The 17,946-nt window shown below is 45.1% G+C and carries 19 protein-coding genes; 12 read left to right on the forward strand and 7 right to left on the reverse strand.

All coding sequences use genetic code 11. The annotated features are described in order from the left end of the window. Positions 1–113 precede the first annotated feature (113 nt). The 3 genes from AWB54_RS07665 to AWB54_RS07675 are packed head-to-tail and all read right to left on the reverse strand — an operon-like array spanning position 114 to position 3,477. Positions 114–2,240: an ABC transporter permease gene (locus tag AWB54_RS07665; RefSeq protein WP_061214023.1), complete on the reverse strand. Its 2,127-nt coding sequence runs from the start codon at positions 2,238–2,240 to the stop codon at positions 114–116. Further along, positions 2,215–3,108, reverse strand: a complete 894-nt coding sequence (locus AWB54_RS07670; RefSeq protein WP_061214024.1) for an ABC transporter ATP-binding protein — start codon at positions 3,106–3,108, stop codon at positions 2,215–2,217. The genes AWB54_RS07665 and AWB54_RS07670 overlap by 26 nt, the downstream gene beginning before the upstream one ends. A 27-nt stretch (positions 3,109–3,135) precedes the next feature. Further along, positions 3,136–3,477 (reverse strand): GntR family transcriptional regulator, encoded by a 342-nt coding sequence (locus AWB54_RS07675; protein ID WP_235811127.1) that lies wholly within the window; start codon positions 3,475–3,477, stop codon positions 3,136–3,138. A 210-nt stretch (positions 3,478–3,687) separates the two neighbouring features. Between AWB54_RS07675 and AWB54_RS07680 the strand changes: the two genes are divergently transcribed. The 3 genes from AWB54_RS07680 (at position 3,688) to AWB54_RS07690 (ending at position 4,947) form a co-directional block, all read left to right on the forward strand. Further along, positions 3,688–3,951 (forward strand): type II toxin-antitoxin system HicA family toxin, encoded by a 264-nt coding sequence (locus AWB54_RS07680; RefSeq protein ID WP_061214100.1) that lies wholly within the window; start codon positions 3,688–3,690, stop codon positions 3,949–3,951. Further along, positions 3,948–4,289, forward strand: a complete 342-nt coding sequence (locus AWB54_RS07685; protein WP_061214025.1) for a type II toxin-antitoxin system HicB family antitoxin — start codon at positions 3,948–3,950, stop codon at positions 4,287–4,289. Before AWB54_RS07680 ends, AWB54_RS07685 begins: the two co-directional genes overlap by 4 nt. 130 nt (positions 4,290–4,419) lie before the next feature. Beyond that, positions 4,420–4,947, forward strand: a complete 528-nt coding sequence (locus AWB54_RS07690; protein ID WP_061214026.1) for a hypothetical protein — start codon at positions 4,420–4,422, stop codon at positions 4,945–4,947. Positions 4,948–5,117: 170 nt separating this feature from the next. On the opposite strand, the gene AWB54_RS07695 is transcribed toward AWB54_RS07690, so the two are convergent. Together AWB54_RS07695 and AWB54_RS07700 are read right to left on the reverse strand one after the other, a co-directional pair. Continuing rightward, entirely contained in the window at positions 5,118–5,450 is a 333-nt protein-coding gene (locus AWB54_RS07695) for an STAS domain-containing protein (RefSeq protein ID WP_061214027.1), read from the reverse strand. A 40-nt stretch (positions 5,451–5,490) separates the two neighbouring features. Continuing rightward, positions 5,491–5,895: an ATP-binding protein gene (locus AWB54_RS07700; protein WP_061214028.1), complete on the reverse strand. Its 405-nt coding sequence runs from the start codon at positions 5,893–5,895 to the stop codon at positions 5,491–5,493. Positions 5,896–6,478: 583 nt separating this feature from the next. Here AWB54_RS07700 and AWB54_RS07705 point away from each other — a divergent pair. From AWB54_RS07705 to AWB54_RS07725, 5 genes are all read left to right on the forward strand, one after another. Beyond that, a complete protein-coding gene (locus AWB54_RS07705) occupies positions 6,479–6,787 on the forward strand; it encodes an NHLP leader peptide family RiPP precursor (protein WP_061214029.1) in 309 nt (102 codons plus the stop codon). A gap of 159 nt (positions 6,788–6,946) precedes the next feature. Next, the gene (locus tag AWB54_RS07710) at positions 6,947–7,513 is read left to right on the forward strand and encodes a sigma-70 family RNA polymerase sigma factor (protein WP_061214030.1); all 567 of its coding nucleotides are present in this window, start codon (positions 6,947–6,949) and stop codon (positions 7,511–7,513) included. Then, the gene (locus tag AWB54_RS07715; RefSeq protein WP_061214031.1) at positions 7,506–7,832 is read left to right on the forward strand and encodes a hypothetical protein; all 327 of its coding nucleotides are present in this window, start codon (positions 7,506–7,508) and stop codon (positions 7,830–7,832) included. The genes AWB54_RS07710 and AWB54_RS07715 overlap by 8 nt, the downstream gene beginning before the upstream one ends. Before the next feature lie 97 nt (positions 7,833–7,929). Further along, on the forward strand, positions 7,930–9,354 hold the full coding sequence (locus AWB54_RS07720) for a SagB family peptide dehydrogenase (protein WP_061214032.1): 1,425 nt from the start codon (positions 7,930–7,932) through the stop codon (positions 9,352–9,354). Between the two features lie 570 nt (positions 9,355–9,924). Then, positions 9,925–12,165 (forward strand): TOMM precursor leader peptide-binding protein, encoded by a 2,241-nt coding sequence (locus AWB54_RS07725; RefSeq protein WP_061214033.1) that lies wholly within the window; start codon positions 9,925–9,927, stop codon positions 12,163–12,165. A gap of 54 nt (positions 12,166–12,219) precedes the next feature. On the opposite strand, the gene glnA is transcribed toward AWB54_RS07725, so the two are convergent. Beyond that, positions 12,220–13,653 (reverse strand): type I glutamate--ammonia ligase, encoded by a 1,434-nt coding sequence (glnA, locus tag AWB54_RS07730; RefSeq protein WP_082736085.1) that lies wholly within the window; start codon positions 13,651–13,653, stop codon positions 12,220–12,222. Between the two features lie 210 nt (positions 13,654–13,863). Between glnA and AWB54_RS07735 the strand changes: the two genes are divergently transcribed. The 3 genes from AWB54_RS07735 to guaA all read left to right on the forward strand — a co-directional run bounded on the left by AWB54_RS07735 (position 13,864) and on the right by guaA (position 16,778). Further along, positions 13,864–14,580 (forward strand): hypothetical protein, encoded by a 717-nt coding sequence (locus AWB54_RS07735; protein ID WP_061214034.1) that lies wholly within the window; start codon positions 13,864–13,866, stop codon positions 14,578–14,580. A 115-nt stretch (positions 14,581–14,695) separates the two neighbouring features. Continuing rightward, positions 14,696–15,235: a hypoxanthine phosphoribosyltransferase gene (gene hpt, locus AWB54_RS07740; protein ID WP_061214035.1), complete on the forward strand. Its 540-nt coding sequence runs from the start codon at positions 14,696–14,698 to the stop codon at positions 15,233–15,235. 10 nt (positions 15,236–15,245) lie between these two features. Further along, complete coding sequence (gene guaA / locus AWB54_RS07745; protein ID WP_061214036.1) at positions 15,246–16,778, forward strand: glutamine-hydrolyzing GMP synthase; 1,533 nt, start codon at positions 15,246–15,248, stop codon at positions 16,776–16,778. 228 nt (positions 16,779–17,006) lie between these two features. On the opposite strand, the gene AWB54_RS07750 is transcribed toward guaA, so the two are convergent. Then, entirely contained in the window at positions 17,007–17,462 is a 456-nt protein-coding gene (locus AWB54_RS07750) for a ferritin-like domain-containing protein (RefSeq protein WP_061214037.1), read from the reverse strand. A 240-nt stretch (positions 17,463–17,702) separates the two neighbouring features. On the opposite strand from AWB54_RS07750, the gene AWB54_RS15910 reads away from it, so the two are divergent. Next, positions 17,703–17,879 carry a hypothetical protein gene (locus AWB54_RS15910; RefSeq protein WP_160328924.1) on the forward strand — a complete coding sequence of 59 codons (177 nt, stop codon included), beginning with the start codon at positions 17,703–17,705 and terminating at the stop codon, positions 17,877–17,879. The last annotated feature ends 67 nt before the right edge of the window (positions 17,880–17,946 follow it).

Raw genomic sequence — 17,946 nt, forward strand, 5'->3', positions numbered from 1 at the left:
TTTTCATACCCCAACACCGGTATAAGATCAATTTTATTAGAGTTTCTAAAGAAAAGAAAGCACGGGAATAATTCTTTTGCAACTGTTCCCGTGCCTGTCGCGCTTCTCCTGGATTATAAGTATGCGATTGAGACTATTCTGCGTACTGTCTGGTTACTGTATTTCTCATCTAGCATTTCTCGGTGTATATTCACAAAATTGTAGACATCTTCAGTAATATAGCCTTTGTCTCGTAGCAAGCGGAAGGTGTTCTCATAATAAACACTTATGCCGTAGGTAGATCTTCCGTCTCGGAAGCGGTTGGTTTGAGGTAGATTGGAGCGCTCAATAGCAAGCGTGAAGTTACCAATGTCGCCTTCACCATGGCGTAACATCTGTGAACGGACCATTTTTTCGTTGGACATGTTTTGATAATCAGCCTTTACCGCTTCAAAAAAGGCCTTTTTATCCTCATCGCGGACTTCAATTGGAGTATATTTTTTATCCGGCTGATATTTTACATTTCTCCTTACTTCATTATTTGACTTGAGATTATCATGCATTAAGTCACGCAGCCTGTAAAGATCAACTGTAATATGTCGAATATCATTCAGGGGCAGATCGATAGCAGCTAATCTTTTCACCCGTTCCTCCCGATTACCGGCTAGGGATGCTAACTGACTAATTGTTTTTTGATCAATTTCTTCGGATGGTTGCACGGGTATAATCATCGGAAAACTGTGTTTTTCGATTTTACCGTTATCCAGGCGATAAATAAAGCTAATATTAAAGTACTGTATTTCTTCACCATCATAGTCTTTAATCATACTGCGCTGTCGATAATTACTCCGGACTGTTTTGATATTATCGGCCAGGTATTGATGCAGTTTCAGAGTGCTGTCTATACTTTCATCTTCAGTATAGATTCCCGGACAAATCGACCATAAAAGCCTGGTTTCTTCTGGGGTAAAAGCACGAGATTCTGGGTATACATAGTCATTGCTGTCCGGGTTTTTTTGCATAGATAGAGGCGTCCCATAGCTTAATGCCAGAGATTCCGGAAGATTAGAAATATCCAGATCTACATGGTTTTGCTCAGCTTGCAGTGTTTGTAGCACGTCATACTGTCCCCCGTTGTAAGAAAATACCACTGCTTCTACTTGATCTGCATCTGGCAACCGGGTGGCATAGCCGTACCAGTCATAATAAACCGACATACTGGTTATGATCAGCAGGCAGGCATAAATAACAAAACCCTTGTAAGCTCCGAATACTCTAAATGATTTTTTTAGTAACATCTCAGCAATAAAATACCCGACCAGTCCCGCCAGCAGGAATAGCAGCAATGGGATCACTAAAGTATTGTATTGGACATTAAATATTTCTAACAGAATAGCCCCCAGGGCTAAAGTGCTGCATAATGTTACGCCATATTTAAACACGGGATTCAGTTTGCGGATGGCTAATACATCCCCAGCGTTTTCCATTTTGCGGTTTTTATACAATATCTGCGCTAGCCAGACGAAAAGAACTCCCAGCAAGAGATAGACGAGCCATACCGTCCAGTTCAGACTAGTGTAAGTGCTTTGCAAACCGGAAGCGTAGTCTATCGGGGTGGCCTGCATGAAAAATCCGTCTATATTGTGAAGTGTACCGACAAAGCCATATAAAAAACGGTCCAGGAAAAAATCGGTCAAGACTTTCAAACCGATAATTAGAAAATTGGCTATAACAAAAAAGACTATATGAGCTATAATGTGACCGGTTAGCATTCCTATAATCACTGCCAGCGAATACAAAAGCAGGCTCAGTGAGAAAAAGATAAACAGCCAATTTAATAATGCAACCATATCCAGGCATTCATAGTTCAGTCCTATTACCAGCATACTTAGGAAAAAGAGCAGCAAAGGAACTATAATCATAAATAAACCAGATAAATAATTGCTGGTAAAAACTGTACGACGCTTAAAAGGCAAAGCATTAATCATACCTACCGACATAGGATTGTACATAAATGAAAAGACTGCTGCTGCTACCATGATGCTAAATATAGCAATCAAAGCAGGCATAACTCCTGAAAACCCAAAAATAGTATTAGCAAAGGTATTGGGTACATAAGCCAGCCTTTCATATCTTCCGTTTGCGACCGTACTAAATCCTATGAGCAGGAGAATAACTGTGTACGCCACAAATATTGGCCAGAATCTGTTCATGTTTTTATAAAAGATGGCTTTGCTAAATAATGGCGCTGCTGATTGCATAATCCATACCCCCCAACTCGTGAATAAATATTTCTTCTAAAGATAGCGGTAAAACATCTATCATTAAAGGATTTAACATAACCGCCTTATCCAGAATTTCCTTTCGTTCCCCACGTACCACCAGTTGAATGACACTACCCACCTTGTGCTCAGCCAGCACATTTAGGCTATTGAAATCAGGACTCTCATTGCGAAAGGCCATCTGCAGTTTAAAAATATTATTCTGCAGTTCATCCAGGCTCCGTTCCAATACGACTTCGCCCCGGTGCATGATCCCCACATGATCGCATACATCTTCCAATTCACGCAGGTTGTGGGATGAAACGAAAACGGTAGTCTCGCGTTCAGCAATATCCTGGAAAAGCAGGCTCCACACCTTGCGGCGAGCTACCGGGTCCAGGCCATCCATGGGTTCATCCAAGACCAATACATCTGGCATGCTACATAGAGCCATTATAAAGGCTACATGCTTTTTCATTCCGCGTGAAAAACGACGAATCGGCATTTTGGGATCTAGCGGAAATAACGGAATAAGCTTCTCCAGGCGTTCATCATTGAAAGCAGGGTATACCCGTCTGTAGGAATTTATCATATCTTTCATATCATCTTGAAGAAAAAAGTAAATATCATCAGGGATATAGGCAATGCGTTTCTTGACCGCAGGATTATCAAAAACCTCATTTTCATCTATCTTGATCGTTCCCTGATCAGGAATCAGTATTCCCACCATATGTTTGATCAGGGTGGTCTTGCCTGATCCATTTGGTCCTACTATACCGTAGACAGATCCTTTGGGCACAGTAACATTCACATTATGTAAAGCCTGAAACCCGTCAAAGGACTTACAAAGGTTTAGTACTTTAATCATTATCTTCTTGACCTCCTTCACATAAAATTACAAACTTTCCACAGCAGCCACTATTTCTTCTTTACTAATGCCCAGATAGATAAGCTCTCGTGCCAGTTTCAGTACTTCTAACAATAGTTGCTCGATTTTCTCGCTATTTTCGCCGGGTTCTGTCGAAGCTACAAAAGTGCCTTTGCCTGTTACCTGATACACATAGCCTTCAGCTTCCAGATCCCGATAGGCCTTTTGAATGGTATTGGGGTTGATTGCCAGATTCTGAGCCATTTCACGTACAGAAGGAATTTTCTCATCTGGTTTTAATATGCCGCAGATGATCAATTTTTTCAGTCCATCTCGAACCTGCTTGAAAATTGGTCTGGGATCTTTCAAATCTATACTTATAATAATAATCACCTCCCACTGCAAAATAAAAAAATCGCGTGTACCATGTGTACTATATTGCATAATACACACAAAGCATTTTTATGTCAAGCGAAAGCAAAAAACCCAGGGTCCCCTCATTGCAACTGTACGCTAGTTGCAATGAGGATTCATTTTTTGTATAATCTGGTTAGATAAAATACGGAAAGATTTATGGATATGACCAAACGAGAAAAATTGATTGAAAGGTTAATGCAAAGGCCTTCTAATTTTGAATATGATGAAGCAAGAACATTGCTTTCCAGGCTTGGCTACTCTGAAGAAACCCGTGGCTGTACTTCGGGTTCCCGGGTGGCTTTCGTTAATAATGAAACCAAGCATATAATAAGATTACACAAACCCCATCCGGGAAACACATTGAAAAAATACCAGGTAGAACAATTGATTGATGAATTATCAAAACAGGGAGTGATTAAATCATGAAAGATATAATTTTATATAAAGATTACATTGGTTCAGTGCACTATAGTACCGAGGATGAAGTGTTTTTCGGCAAAATAGAGGGAATCAACGATTCTATTAGTTTTGAGGGTAGCAGCGTAACCGAGTTAAAAGCCGCATTTGAAGAGGCGGTTGAGGATTATATCGAGTTATGCCAGCTTAACGGGAAAGAGCCGAAGAAAACTTATAAGGGCAGCTTTAATATCAGAATAAGACCGGAACTTCACAAACAAGCCGTACAGCTAGCCCTAATGGAAGGGAAATCGCTCAATCAATTTATTGAAAATGCGATAGAAGATAGAATTATGCAATCGGTATAGTGCTTCTACTTGACAAAAAGTGAAAATTATGTAACAATAATAACAGTCTTTACACCACAAGGAAAACTAAAGCAGTGCTCCTGTTGCTCGGACAGGGGCATTTTATTTTGGCAGAAAGGAGGGAAAAAACATGTCAATTTTTATATTAGATTCATTAATAATCTTTGGTTTAAATCTGTTTAGCACTTGTATGGGAAACTTAAAAACATCCTTCCTGGCGCAAAAGACGATCAAGCCTGTTTATGTAATTACTTTTATCGATGCCCTGGTATTTGTTTATGCTTTCAAGTTGATTGCGACTTCTTCCGGTTACGGATATATACTGGCCTTTGCTTTAGGCAGGTTGTCCGGAGTATTTTTGGCCAATAAAATTGAAAAGAAGCTGGCGTTTGGCCTGCTTGAAATAGATGTTTATAAACATCCCGAAGAAGGCAAGATTTTGGCGGACAACCTGCGGGAGCAGGGATATTCAGTAACTACTACTCTGGGCTATGGCGTGGGGGGCAAGGAACGGTTGGTGCTGACAGCAATCCTGCCGCGCAAGCAGTTCCCTGACTTCTATGCAATAATGGAGCAGGATGGCAAGGTGAACATGTCAGTCAAATCCATAACGAAAACATACGGAAAAGTAGGCAGCATTAATGTGCTGGCGGAATAGGATGTGTTGCGCTTAGGCCAGCAGGCCTTCGATAATCATGGATATTATCAAATTTCCATTGAGCTGGGGAAAATTCGTTTAAATTAAAAGGAGATATTTGCTGTTTGTCGGGACAAGGGACCTGTCCCCTCTGTCCCCCCTTAACAAAGGGCTGTCAAGGGCAGTGTCATTTAGAAGTCCTTAAGGGCTTCCTCCGCGGTGGCAAAGATGGTAAAAATATCGGTAAATCCTGCGATATCAAACACTTCTTTGACATTGTCGGTCAATGCCGATAGCAGCACTTTGCCTTTGGCTGTCTTGCTCTTCTTGGCTACCATCAGTAAAACCCTCAGTCCGGCGCTGCTTATGTAGTCCATTCCGGAAAAATCCAGCAGGAAGTTTTTCTCCCCGGTATCCATTAAAGATAAAAGCTTTTTCTCCAGTATTCCGGAAGTGCTGGAATCCAATCTTCCTTCAATCGTTATGACCGTGGCTTTGTCTTTTTTCATCTCATTAATGTCCATTTATTTTCCTCCTCTTTTATGACATGACAGTTATGATAGTTTAATATTTTTTCCTCATAAGCAGAATATTCTGCCCGTTTTCCCGCCGGTACTCAAGCTCATCAAGCATCTGCCGGACCAGGTGAATCCCCAGGCCGCCAATAGGTCGTTCTTCGATATCCTGCTTGAGATCCGGGGCCTTAACCTCCAGCGGGTTAAAAGCCAGGCCATCGTCACGAATCTCGATAAGCAACTCCTTCTCTCCCTCCGGTATCAGCCGCAGCATAATCTCATGCTCCCCGCCTTCAGGATAACCATAAGTGATAGTGTTGGTCAGTAATTCATCCAGGGCCAGGTTGAGCTGAAAGAGGGTTTTCCCCGGAATCCCATTCTCCTCTCCCCAGAGCTCAATAGCCTCCGCCAGTAATCGAATCTCTTCCAGCTCATTTTTCAAACGAAACTCCATTTACTTTCCCCCTGTAAATTGCAGAACCAATATGGTGATATCATCGGACTGCTTCGCTTCTTGCACAAAGTCGCGGGTAGAGCGTAAAATAACTTTTACGTTTTTTATTAAATTGATTAAAAGGTCAATGATCTCACTTATCTTGAAACACCTTCCAACAATTCGATGCCTGTTATTTAAAGCGGAAGCAAGAAAAATTTGATTATAAAAGAAAACTTTTCTATATGGAATTAAACTAATCCTGCTGAGATAGCAAATTTTAATAGAACGATTGGGCTTTCGGAAGAGAGGGGGGCGAGTTTCTAGCGCAGTGATATTGAATACATAGAAGAAGGCTTCTTATTTCTTTGCCCCTAAACAATATTTAACAGGTATGTAATACAAATAGCACGGCATCGTATTAATTTATAACGAGGTAAAATATGTCCCCCGCGTCCATAATAGTGAGCGAAGCGAACATCAGTGGTGCCCGCAGGGTGCTTCTTTAAACGGTCGGGTTCCTATTAACAAAAGGCGGCGGGTTCTAATCCCCTGCCTCGTTCCGACCCTATCAACATGTTTTTAAATTAAGGAGGAATGAGCAATGGAAAGCAAAACTAACGAACAGGACAAGATCATGGGCAAACTTATCTCCCGTTGCTGGATGGATAAGGTCTTCAAGCAGCGTTTCATCACTGACCCGGCAGCTGTGATGCGGGAAGCCGGGCTTTCGCTTCCTGCTGGGGTGGAAATAAAGGTAGTGGAGAATACGGATAAAATAAACTATGTGCTGCTGCCGGCCCGACCGACTGAACTTTCTGATGAGCAGTTGGATGCAGTGGCTGGTGGTGTTGCTCTCTCTCCTTGGTTAACCTCTATTTATACTGAATCCTCCTGTGACTGTGATTACTAATTAACTTGATCATAGCATCTTTGGCTCTAGGAATGCGCGTATTATTCTTTTACTGTCGGCGCAGCAAACCGGCTGCGGCCAATACTGAAGCATAGTTAGCTCATTCTGGTTATTGCAAACCGGCCAGGTTCAGGTGACTTGGGGAGGAATAGATAGTTGATGAAGAGTAGCTCGTTAAAAAATGAAAATCAATTGCTGCTTCAAGCAACTATTGATCCGGAGGCCTTTGCCGAGATTTATGATTACTATTTTACCCGGGTATACAATTATGTCCGTTCCCGGGTTAACCGGAGCAGTGTAGCCGATGACCTTACCAGCCAGATTTTTGAGAGAGTACTGTTTAAACTGGATAAATTTCATCCCGAACGAGGTTCATTTGGCACCTGGCTTTTCACCATCGCCCACAACATCATTACCGATTATCTGCGAAACCAGGAACAGCGACATACAGTATCATTGGATGCGGTACGGGAATTAGCCTGTGCCAGAAATGGCCCGGAGGAAGCATACATATTGCAAGAGAGCCAGCAAGACCTGCAAGCAGCGCTGGAACTGTTAAACAACCGGGAACGCAATCTCATTGGCCTGAAATTCTGGGCAGGGCTTAATAATCGCCAGATCGCACAAATGACCGGTTTGAGTGAAAGCAATGTGGGGGTCATATTATACCGCGCGATTTGTCGCTTGCAATTTGCTTTGAAGAAGGAGGCCTTTGAAAATGAATAAACAGGAGCGGATAAAACAATTCAACCACGCTGTTGATCTCCTGTTGGAAGGTAAAGCAAAAGGACTTCTACCTGGCGACGGAACCTGCAATAAGGAGCTGGAGCTGGTGCAAAAGCTTATGCAGCTTGATTCCAGCAAGCAGAGCAAGATCCGTCAACCCCTTCGCCAATCTCTGCAGAGCATGATAAAAAACACCATTAATCCGGAATCTGACCGTAAGTCTGAACTCAGTGATGACGAACTGGAGGGCATAAGTGCCGCAGGTGACAGCTGGGATAAGGGGACAGGTCCCATGGCCCCTCCCCGACGCTGCCAATAATACTTTGTGTGCCTAATGTTGCTTTGGCTAAGATTAGGGTTTGCCAATCAAGGGATAGCTGTTTCCAATTTTAAAATCTGTATTAGGGAATGATATCATGGGCGATAACCTTATACTGTCCTTTCGTCCGGATCTGAAAATCAAGGAAGAAGCAGGCAAGATCTATTTGCAGAGCCCGGTACGGAGCCTGGTGTGCCAAAGAGTTTCCCGCGGCCTACGGCAGTCGATGAAGACATTGACCGCCGGTGGCGGCAGTGAAGATTTTTTGAGTGAACTGGCCTTTAAGGAAGATGGGGCAGGTGGATTGGCAAATTTCTACTACCACCTGCAACAATTCATCGAGCGAGGCTTCATATCCTATAATGTGATGATGGAACAGGAAATCCTGGCTATTTACACCCCCTTCTCCGGAGCCCCTCTTTTTAATGAAAAGCCTTTTAAGCAAAAGCGACGCTACAGGCTTTCCCGCTTTACTTACAGTCGGCGGGACGGGCAGGAAATCATCCTGGAATCCCCGTTGGCCAATGGCCGTGTCGTCCTGACCCATTGGCTGGCAGCTGCAGTACTCCATCTCCTGGCTGAAGCATGTACTGCCGGTGAAATAAGGACGCAATTCCCAACCTTGCCGAAAAAATCGTTGCAGCTCTTTCTTGAGCTCTTGCTCTCTGCCGGCATGCTGGAAGAGGTGGATGATGCTGGTATCTCTCCCGGAGAAGGGGATGAAGTGTTGCAGCAGTGGGAGTTTCACGACTTGCTTTTTCATGCCCGCAGCCGCTTGGGTTCTCATGAACAACCGGTGGGAGGGACCTATCGCTTTCGGGAGCGGATTGCTCCCTTACCAGCGGTAAAGAACCCCATGTCCAGCGAGCGTATTAAGCTTTACCGGCCGGATGTGGAGAAACTTCGAGAAGATGATTATCCTTTTTCCCTGGTATTGGAGGAAAGAAAATCTATTCGGAATTATGCGGACAAGCCCATTAGCGTTCAGCAATTAGGTGAATTTTTGTACCGCAGCGCCCGCATAAAAGAGCTTATTAAAGCTAATCCGCCGGCAGGTTTATTATATGAGGCCAGCAATAGGCCTTACCCAGGGGGAGGGGCTGCTTATGAACTGGAAATCTATCTGGCAGTCAATGAATGTGAAGGTCTAGCGGGCGGCTTGTATCATTACGATCCCTGGCAGCATGAACTGGAAAAACTATCGACCAGGACAAGCGAGGTTGAAGGATTATTAAAGTACTGTTCCGCTGCTGCCGGGTTAAAGGAACTGCCCCCTGTTTCCTTGCATATTACGGCTCGTTTCCAGCGGGTGGCGTGGAAATACCAATCGATAGCCTACAGCGTTATCCTGAAAGACGTGGGAGCACTCTACCAGACCCTGTACCTGGTGGCCACCGCTATGGACCTGGCACCAACGGCTATCGGCAGTGGACCTGCTAAGCTGTTGTGCCGTATGGCCGGCCTGAACTACCTGGAGGAATCAGCGGTAGGGGAGTTTATCCTGGGGAATAAACGCATTTAGAGGCTAATTGTCAACCTGCAGATTGTAATAAAGTTCAAACTCTATGTAATACAAGCGGAAGTACAGCGTATTAATTTTGACTCCGTTGCAAAAACCCCTTTTGTTGCAGAAGGGTTGCATAAATATACAAAGCGAGCGTTGGCGAAGCATGGATGCAACACCCGGCGAAGGCGAGTGGCGAGAGCGCTTCACCCTGCGGGTACTCCTGGTGTTCCACCCTGCGGGTGTCACTATTAAGGTTGCCGACCAGGACGGGAGATTAGCGCGGTACCCCTTGAGCCGCGAGACAAGCCGCAGGTGTTGCCCATGCGAAGCGCCCTGTCGGGCACAACTGATGCTCCCTTCGGTCGCTATTAAGGACGCTGGAGCGGTATATTTATGCAAGCCAATGAATACAAAAAAATTTTTGCAGTAGAATCAATTTTTAATAGGAAAACAAGGGGAGAAACAATGGGACGGGAGCGAGCGAGAAAGTTCGTAACATATCTCCAATTTTATTAACCATACTTAAATGAAGGAGGAAAGGGGCAATTCGATCAGCATAACCATCCCCATGATCGAGTAAGGACTATGCATGAAAAACCACAATTCAAAGCGCATTTTAATATCCATATAGTAGAGGATGAAAAAGCGGTTTTTCTTCTGTCGGAGCTGGATTGCTATGTATTGCAGGGCCGGATTTATTGCCTGCTGGCGCCGCTGCTGGACGGAAAGCACGGTATTGATCAAATTATTGATCACCTGGCTGGTCAGGCTTCTATCGCTGAAATATACTACGCCCTGGCACTTTTGGAGAAGAAAGCCTATATCACAGAAGCCGGGGGGGATTTTCCCCGGGAGCAACTGGCCTTCTGGTCGGCGCTAGGGGTTGAAACTCCTGCGCTTTTTGAAAAAGTAAAAAGCAATCCTGTCTCCGTAATATCCCTGGGCAGTGATTCCACTGGGACTTTGCTATCAATCTTGCAAGAAATGCAGCTGGAAATAGCAGCAAAAGCAGAGCTGCTGATTGTGCTGGTGGATGATTACCTGCAACCGGAACTGGAGGAATTAAACCAGAAATTTTGCCGGGAAAAACAGTCCTGGATACTGGTCAAGGCCAGGGGCAGCATTCCCTGGCTGGGTCCCCTCTTTATTCCGGGGAAAACGGCCTGCTGGCAATGCCTGGCCCAACGTTTGCAAAACAACCGGGATGTGGAAGAATATATTCGCCGGCAGCAGGAGCTTCAATCCCCGGTAAACATACCCCCGGGCACTCTACCGGCCACCCGCGGTCTGGTTTGGAACCTGCTGGCAGTGGAAGTGGCCAAGCAGTTGCTCAATGGACGGAGCCTGTTTTCCGAAAACAAGATGATTAGCCTGGATATATATAACATGAGTATAGAAAGCCATGCCCTGGTAAAAAGACCCCAGTGCCCAATCTGTGGGCAAGCGGCTGATATACATAAAGCAGCCCAGCCTCCCTTGCTGCAATCTACTCAAAAGCTATTTACCTTTGACGGGGGACACCGGAGCATTTCGCCGGAAGAAACCCTGCAAAAATATGGACATCATGTTTCCTCTATTACCGGTGTGGTGAAGTTCCTCCATAACCCGGTGGAAGATGATTCCTTCCTGAAAGTGTATCACTCCGGACATAATTGTGCCGCCAAGTATGGAAACCTGGCTTTACTGCGCGGCGGTTTGCGTTCCCAGAGTGCTGGAAAAGGTATGAGCGAGATGCAGGCCAAAGCCGGTGCCCTTTGTGAAGCCGTAGAGCGTTATTCCGGCGTATTCAGGGGGGAGGAGGCCCGGATAAGAGCCAGCTACCGGGAACTGGGGGAAGAGGCGATTCATCCTAACCGGATTATGAATTTCAGCTCTACCCAGTACCTCAACCGGGAACTTTCCAATGCCAGGGAGGGCAAGTTTAACCAGGTGCCGGAACCCTTTGACGAGAATCAGGAAATGGACTGGACAGCGGTATGGTCCCTAACTCGCGAAAAATTCCGCTACCTGCCCACGGCCTTTTGTTACTTCAGCCACCCGGAAAATAAAACGCTTTTTTCCTGTTCCAATGGCAATGCTTCCGGCAACATCCTGGAGGAAGCCATTTTACAAGGTTTTTTTGAATTGGTGGAACGCGATAGTGTGGCTATTTGGTGGTATAACCGTCTCCAGATGCCGGAAGTAGATTTGGCCAGTTTCAACGAACCCTTTATTCACGAAATGCAGCGTTATTATCGCCGGCATGATCGGGAAATCTGGGTTTTGGATTTAAGCAGCGATTTGAATATCCCGGCATTTGCCGCACTGACCCGTAAAAGCAGCGGTGCCCAGGAGGCCATCATGATGGGGTTTGGCGCTCACTTTGATGCCCGCCTGGCCCTTATACGGGCTTTAACCGAGCTCAATCAGATGATGCTTTTTGTCCTGGAACTGGAAAATGGCAAATGGGGGGAAGAAAATATTATTGATAACGCTACCCCGGAATGGCTGAAGCAAGCCACGGTGGCCAATCAGCCTTATCTGCTTCCCCATTCGGGCAAAAGCGTGCGAAAAGCCGGAGACTATAATGATTTGTCCGGGGAAGATTTCTTGAGCGATATAAAAAGCTGTCGCCAAATCATAGAGCGCAAGGGCATGGAAATGCTGGTCCTGGAGCAGACCCGGCCCGATATCGGCATAGCGGTGGTTAAGGTAATTGTACCCGGTTTAAGGCACTTCTGGAAACGCCTGGCCCCCGGTCGCCTGTATGATGTGCCGGTGGAAATGGGCTGGCTTCCGCTACCCAGGCTGGAAAGCGAAATGAATCCTATTGGGGTGTTTTTGTAAGAAGAGAAACGGGGAACAGGTTCCCCGTCTGGTGCTCCCTTCGGTTTTTTCAACTTACAGGTCGTAATATAGCTCAAACTCCATGGGATGGGGGATTTCATTAACTTTTCGAGTTTCCCTGCGCTTTTTTTCAATCCATATCTCTATCAGCCGCCGGGGAAATACCCCCCCAGGAAGCAGGAATTCATAATCCTTTTCCAGGGCATCCAGGGCCTCATCCAGTGAGCGGGGCAGGGATTTTATCTGAGCCTGTTTTTCCGGCGGCAGCTTATACAGGTTCATGTCATAGGGGCCAAAGCCTGCGGTCACAGGGTCAATCTTCTTTTGCACACCGTCCAGCCCGGCCATCAAGATAGCGGAGTAAGCCAGGTAGGGGTTGCAGGTGGCATCGGAAGAGCGAAATTCGAAACGCTTGTGATAGGGGCTTTTGGCGTAAGCCGGTACCCGGATTACCGCACTGCGGTTGGCGGTGGCGAAACAAACGCTTACCGGAGCTTCATAGCCCGGAATCAGGCGTTTGTAAGAATTGGTGCTGGGATTGGTAAAGGCCAGCAAAGCCGGGGCATGCTGCAGGATACCGCCAATAAAGTTCAAGGCCAGTTGGCTCAGGTTGGAGTAGCCACTGGCATCGTAGAATAAGGGTTCTCCGTTTTTGAAAAGGTGCATGTGTACATGCATGCCGTTGCCGGCTTCGGCAAAGATGGGCTTGGGCATGAAGGTGACGGTTTTACCTTCCTGAAAGGCCAGATTTTTAATGAGATACTTGGCCAGCATAGTTCTATCCGCCATTTCCCGCAGGGGACCAAACTCCACCTCAATTTCAATCTGTCCCGGACCACCTACTTCGTGATGATGGTATTTGACTGGAATATTGTTATCTTCCATCAACAGGCACATACGAGCTCTCAGATCGTATAGTATATCCTGCGGGGGAGCAACATGATAGCCGCCGTTTGCCGGAATTTTGTAGCCCAGGTTCTGCTTCTCATTGTCTCCGCTGTTCCACATAGCCTGCTTAGCATCTATGGTAAAACCGCTCTTTTGCGGGGAACATTCATAACTGACATGGTCAAAAACATGAAACTCGAATTCCGGCCCGATTCTCATCTCATCAGCAATACCGGTGGATTTCATATATTCTTCCGCTTTGGCCGCTATGCTGCGCGGGTCCTGGTCAAAACGGTAGTTGTCCGGTTGAGCTATAACAAAGATATCGCCTATCATGCTGAGGGTGGGAACCACGGTAAAAGGATCATAAACAGCGGTGCTGAGGTCGGGAATAAACACCATATCGCTATTTTCTACCGGGGCAAAACCATAATTGGAACCATCAAAACCGATGCCGTATTCTAAAATTTCCGGTTTGAAGCGGCCCAGGGGAATGCTCAGGTGGTGCCACCTTCCCAGCAGGTCTATTATCTTGAAATCAATCATTCTGATAGCTTGTTCATTGCAAAAACCCAGTGCCTCGTCAAAACTCTCAAACACTTATAAAGCCTCCTTTGCTCTATACAACAAATTCCGTGAGAATTATAGCAGATAAGCCATACATAGTAAATATGAGGGTAATAGATAATCCTGGTTTTAGAAGTCTTTGCCTTGGAATAAAATTCTTCTCCAGATGGCGGTATATATACTCTTTTCGCTTAATAAAATGTATTACTCTCCGAGAAAAAAAGTTGTCAGATCATTCTGGGGGTGAATAAACTGAAGCGAACCCGCTTAATCATTCTTATCTTAATAGCTTTGCTATTACTGGGATTAGCTGCTTCAGCCCGCAGCATAGAAGAATACTATATAAAATCCCAACTGGATCCGCAAATCGAACTTCAAACCAGCATAAAAAATATGACCACGGTAGATAGCTACCGCTATAAGCTTACTTCATGCTTTACCGTGGCTGAACGGAAGGAGGTGATAAGCCGGGTAGAAGGAGAAAAGAGCGGCGCAAATACGCATATAAAGGGGGAGATGGTTAACACAGCTGTTGATATCTACTATATTGACCGCACTATCTACAATTACGATGCTTTTTCTAAGAAATGGCTGATAATTGAAAGTGATACCAATAAGTCGGAGGAATTGCTCATTTCAGAACTCAATCCCCTGTCCAATTTTAGATTCAAACAGATAGCTGCGGTAGAAAAGTTAAGGTTTGAAGAGGTAGATGGTGTAGAGTGTTTGGTAGTGGGCTGCAGGCCCTCAATTGAAAGCCGGTTATTGGAAAATTTATGGAAGAGTTTTGAGTATCGCTTATGGTTGGATTATAAGGAAAGGATGGTTAAAAAAGCGGATTTGACAGCAGTCAACAAAAAGGCCCCGGATACCAGGTTAAACTTGTTGGTAGAGTTCTCGGATTGGAATCAGAAAATTGATATTAGACCACCGGATACCAGCGGTACCAAAAAGAATTGAAGATTATCGGCAGGGGCTCAAGGCCCCTGCTTTTATGTTTTCACCCCTAAATCTCGATTTAATTGCACCTTTCCCTTCAAGTTGTTATAATCCACTTTATAGGGAGGGATTTACATTGGATCTGGTAAAGGTTGAAGTTTTATTTGATCGGGAAACCCTGAAGCAAAAAGTAGCAGAAATGGGAAAACAAATCTCCCGGGATTATAAAGGGCGGGATTTGCTGGTTGTAGGAATATTAAAGGGCGCTTTTGTTTTTATGGCTGATTTAATCAGGGAAATGGAAGTTCCGGTGGAGCTTGATTTTATGGATGTTTCCAGCTACGGCATCTCAACTTCCTCTTCTGGTGAGGTGAGGATTGTCAAGGATCTGGAATATTCCATAAAAGATAGGGATGTCCTTATTGTTGAAGATATAGTTGACACTGGTTTAACTTTAAAATATATTTGCGAAATATTGAGAAATAGGAATCCGCGCAGTTTGAAGATTGCCTGTTTACTGGACAAGCCATCCCGGCGAAAAACAGATATTCATCCCGACTATGTCGGATATACCATTCCGGATAAATTTGTGGTGGGTTACGGTTTGGATTATGCGGAACAATACCGGCATTATCCGGCTGTATGTGTTTTAAAACCTGCAGTTTACGAAAATTAGAGGTGGATAAATGAAGAAAGAAACGGTTGTGGTCCTGGATTTTGGAGGACAGTATAACCAACTAATTGCCCGCCGGGTTCGAGAGCTATCAGTTTATAGCGAAATGCTTCCTTATGATACTGGCTACGAAGAAATAGTGGCTAAAGAACCTCAGGCAATAATATTAACCGGAAGTCCGGCCAGTGTTCACGGGGGTGAGGCTCCTCATTGCGACCCCCGGGTTTTTTCTCTGGGTATTCCCGTTCTGGGCATTTGTTACGGTATGCAGTTAATGGCCGAGCAAATGGGCGGGAAGGTTCAACCTTCTTCCTTGCGGGAATATGGCCGTGCAGTTTTACAGCTCACGGGGGAGGACGAAATATTTAAAGGTCTTCCTGATCAAATGCAGGTATGGATGAGCCATGGGGATACTATTATTAGCGTGCCCGAAGGTTTTAGAATAACGGCAAGTACAGCTAATTGTCCGATAGCAGCTATCAGTTGCCCACAGCTCCAGCTCTACGGGGTGCAGTTTCATCCCGAGGTAAGACACAGTACCTATGGTATGGATATATTAAAAAAATTCTTGTTTGAGATTTGTGGTCTTCGAGGAGATTGGGATCTTAGTGATTTTATTAGTGAAGCCATTGCGGAGGTCAAAAACAAAGTAGGAAATAAACGAGTTCTTTGCGCCTTGAGCGGCGGGGTAGATTCTTCCGTGGCGGCCACCCTGGTGCACCAGGCAGTGGGGGAGCAGCTGATCTGTGTTTTTGTGGATAATGGCCTCTTAAGAAAAGGAGAAGCCCGCCAGGTAATTGATACTTTTGCTAAAGAAATGAAGATGAACCTGGTTTTTGTAGATGCGGGAGAAAGATTTCTGGCCAAACTGACTGGAATTACCGAGCCGGAGAGGAAACGCAAGATTATCGGAGAGGAATTTATCCGCATATTTGAGGAAGAGAAAGCCAAACTGGGAGAAATAGACTACCTGGTTCAGGGAACCATTTATCCGGACATTGTGGAAAGCGGAACCAGCACTGCGCAGACCATCAAAAGTCACCATAATGTGGGGGGATTGCCGGAGGATATGGATTTCCAGCTAATTGAACCCCTGCGCTTGCTCTTTAAAGACGAAGTCCGCCTGGTGGGAGAAAGGTTGGGCATCCCTGCGGAGATTCTATGGCGCCAGCCGTTTCCCGGGCCCGGTCTGGGGGTAAGGGTGCTGGAGGAAGTTACTTTTGAAAAACTGGGAATATTGCGGGAAGCCGATGCGATTGTCCGCGATGAAATAAAAAAGGCCGGTCTGGAAAGGGAAATCTGGCAGGCATTTGCCGTTCTGCCCCCGGTAAGGAGTGTAGGTGTAATGGGTGATGCTCGTACCTATGCCTATCCCATAATTATTCGCGCTGTAATCAGCGAAGATGCTATGACGGCGGAAGTGGCTAAACTCCCCTGGGAACTCCTGGATATTATGGCGCGCCGTATCGTTAACGAAGTGGCCGGTGTCAACCGGGTGGCCTATGACATCACTTCCAAGCCTCCCGGAACCATTGAATGGGAATAGACGCCAAAATGCCTCTGAACCCGGTGAAATAAAGGGTTTCAGAGGCCTAAGACATGCCCGAGGCAATCGAAAAGCAGAGCGGAAGCCAAGGGAATCAGTCAGGAACAGGCAGCAATCAGCAGCCTGAAATAAGTAGTAACGAAGATACTTGTTTCCTGTTGTCATATGTTTCGTATCTTCGGCTTCGAATTCTCCCGATTAAAGAACAGTCCCTTTTTATTGTGATGATTACCAGACTTCGGGAAAAGCAGTGTTAGTATAAAGTGCCTCCATTCGAGCCTTATGTCCTTCCTCCATTTTAGCCAACTCGGAAAGGATTTTTTGTTTTTCCGGATCGGCAGAAAGAGCGGCCAAAGAAGAATAAGTTTTCATCGCTTCTTCCTCTTTTTTCATAGCCAGGGCAATGGCATCCACCGGTTTTAATTCCAATGATAGGCGAGGCAATTCTACCGTTTCTGATACTTTATAATTGCTAGCTCCAGTAAAAGAGAAACTTTTAATATCGTGTCTTAAGATCTGTTCCAGCAAAGTACGATGTCCTAATTCTTCTTGGGCAAATTCTTGATAAATCTTTTTTACTGAGGTATCTGTTATTTTTTCAGACACATCACGGTAGAACTCGTAAGCTTCCGTCTCGGCCTCTATGGCCAGTTTCATTATCCTTTCAAATTCACTCGGATTCATCTATTTTTCCTCCTCACATTAGATTCGTTTTTTAAGCTGCCATTTTGTATTATTAGCAAAATCATAAAATTTTAAATATTTACAACTAGCTAGTTGTAAATCATAAAGGGTTTTATAGATGAGTGGCTTGCCTGTTCTTTAAATGCATGCAAATATAGCATGTTGCTTGAGTTATGCGCTCTTTGCTATGAATGAATTCTGGCACCCTGGGCAAAAATGGTAAAACAAGGGGGTGTTAGATTGGAAGAATATATTAAACAACTGGCGGCAAGACTGGCCAGCGAGCTGGAGGAATTGGAACAGGGAAGCGGGTTCGCGCATTTCCTGGCAGCTCCGGACAGCGAAGTGAGAGAAGAGGCCCGGGAATTAAAGGAACAGATTAGAAATCTCAGAGCTAAATTGCAGGGAATACTTTAGGGACCCAAAGGGAGGTTTTGCTCTAAGACATAGAGTATTCCTGGTTGAATCCTTCCTGGATTGCTAT

It is taken from the genome of Syntrophomonas wolfei subsp. methylbutyratica, assembly GCF_001570625.1.
Taxonomy (GTDB): domain Bacteria; phylum Bacillota; class Syntrophomonadia; order Syntrophomonadales; family Syntrophomonadaceae; genus Syntrophomonas; species Syntrophomonas methylbutyratica.